Here is a 1,356-nt window from a genome sequence, read left to right on the forward strand (position 1 = left end):
GGCTCTTCTAAATTTCAAGTGGGTTGCCGGGCATGAGGGTTGACCGCGGTGAAGTCCAACTTGCCGGCGATCAAGAAGATCACGGTCTTGATGGTTGACATGCGGGTGAAGCCTCGGGCGCGGCGCTTGGCGGCCTGGAACAGGCCATTGAGGGCTTCGATGAAGCCGTTGGTCTGGCGGGTCTGAGCCCAGGCCACGATGCCCTCAAGATGACGGCGCACCATTGCGGCCACGACCTTCATCGGTTCGACCTTGGAGCGCATCACGCAGCGGCACCAATGCAGCAGCATGGCGCGCACGACGTTGATCTGTTTGCGCTCCAGGATCTCGCGCAACTGCTCCTTGTAGAGCCAGGCGCGTGCCGTGCGCACGCTCGCCATCCGGGCGATCAGGCCGTCGAGCTCCACGGCGGCCTCGGGCTTGAGACGGTCGCGGTCCTTGAGCAGCGTCCAGCGCATGCCCTTAAGGGACTTGTCGCTGCGCTGCTCGATGCGCCGCATCTTGTCCACCGCGGCATTGGCATGCCAGACAACGTGGAATTTGTCGAACGTGATGCGCGCGTTGGGCAGCTGCTCGCCCACGCCCTTGATGAACGCGGGCGACATGTCGATGCTTACCGACTTGATCTGCTCAGACGGGCAGCCGTGCTCAGCAAGCTCGGCAGCGATCGCGGCAATAGCCTTGGCATTACGCCCGGTGGTCACGCTGAGCACGCGGCGCTTGACGGCATCAGCCGCCAGCGTGATGTAGTCGTGGCCGCGGGCACGCGAGGTCTCGTCGATGGCCAGCGCGGTGACGTCGCTGAAGTCAGCCTCTTGCAGCGCCAGCGCGACGTATCGCTGGCAGATCGCCATCACCCGGTGCGGCGAGATGCCCACGATGCGCGCCACCGCCGCAAACGGCATCTCAGGTGCGAGCATCAGCACCAAGGCCTCGAACAGCAGCGTGAAGCCCGACAGGCGTCCGGCAAACGGCGGCTTGACCAACTGCACCGAGCCGCCGGGCAGCTTCACCCGGGGCGTGCGCACTTGCAGCAGGCACTCGTGCTGGAAGAAGTTCAGGTGCCGGTACGTCTTGGTGACGGTGTCGTGGATCGGGTGCTCACCAGGCACACCCTCCACAGCAAAGCGAGAGCCGACAGCAAAGTCGATAGCCACCGTCAGCACCTTGGCCGCCTCATCGAACTGCACACCCTTCACAGACCACGGTGCAGTGATTCCCAGCGCGGCTTCGAACAACTTGTCGTGCATTCCAAACGTACCCGTATCGCGATGGCCGGTGCGTCAGCACGCTTCATCGACCATCGCCTTCATCCTCAATCCCAGCCAGTCTACCCACTCGAAATTCAAGAGAGGC

At 63.5% G+C, this 1,356-nt stretch carries 1 protein-coding gene; it reads right to left on the bottom strand.

Going from position 1 to position 1,356, the window contains the following annotated elements; translation table 11 throughout:
- Positions 1-14: 14 nt before the first annotated feature.
- Positions 15-1,250, bottom strand: coding sequence for an ISL3 family transposase (locus ALA01S_RS31025; protein ID WP_028997046.1), 1,236 nt, complete (start codon positions 1,248-1,250; stop codon positions 15-17).
- Between the last annotated feature and the right edge of the window lie 106 nt (positions 1,251-1,356).

It is taken from the genome of Azohydromonas lata NBRC 102462 (assembly GCF_001571085.1).
Taxonomy (GTDB): domain Bacteria; phylum Pseudomonadota; class Gammaproteobacteria; order Burkholderiales; family Burkholderiaceae_C; genus Azohydromonas; species Azohydromonas lata.

What these genes read in the sequence shown, in the direction of transcription:
- ALA01S_RS31025 (WP_028997046.1), bottom strand. Translation starts at nt 1,250, where the DNA reads ATGCACGACAAGTTGTTCGAAGCCGCGCTGGGAATCACTGCACCGTGG.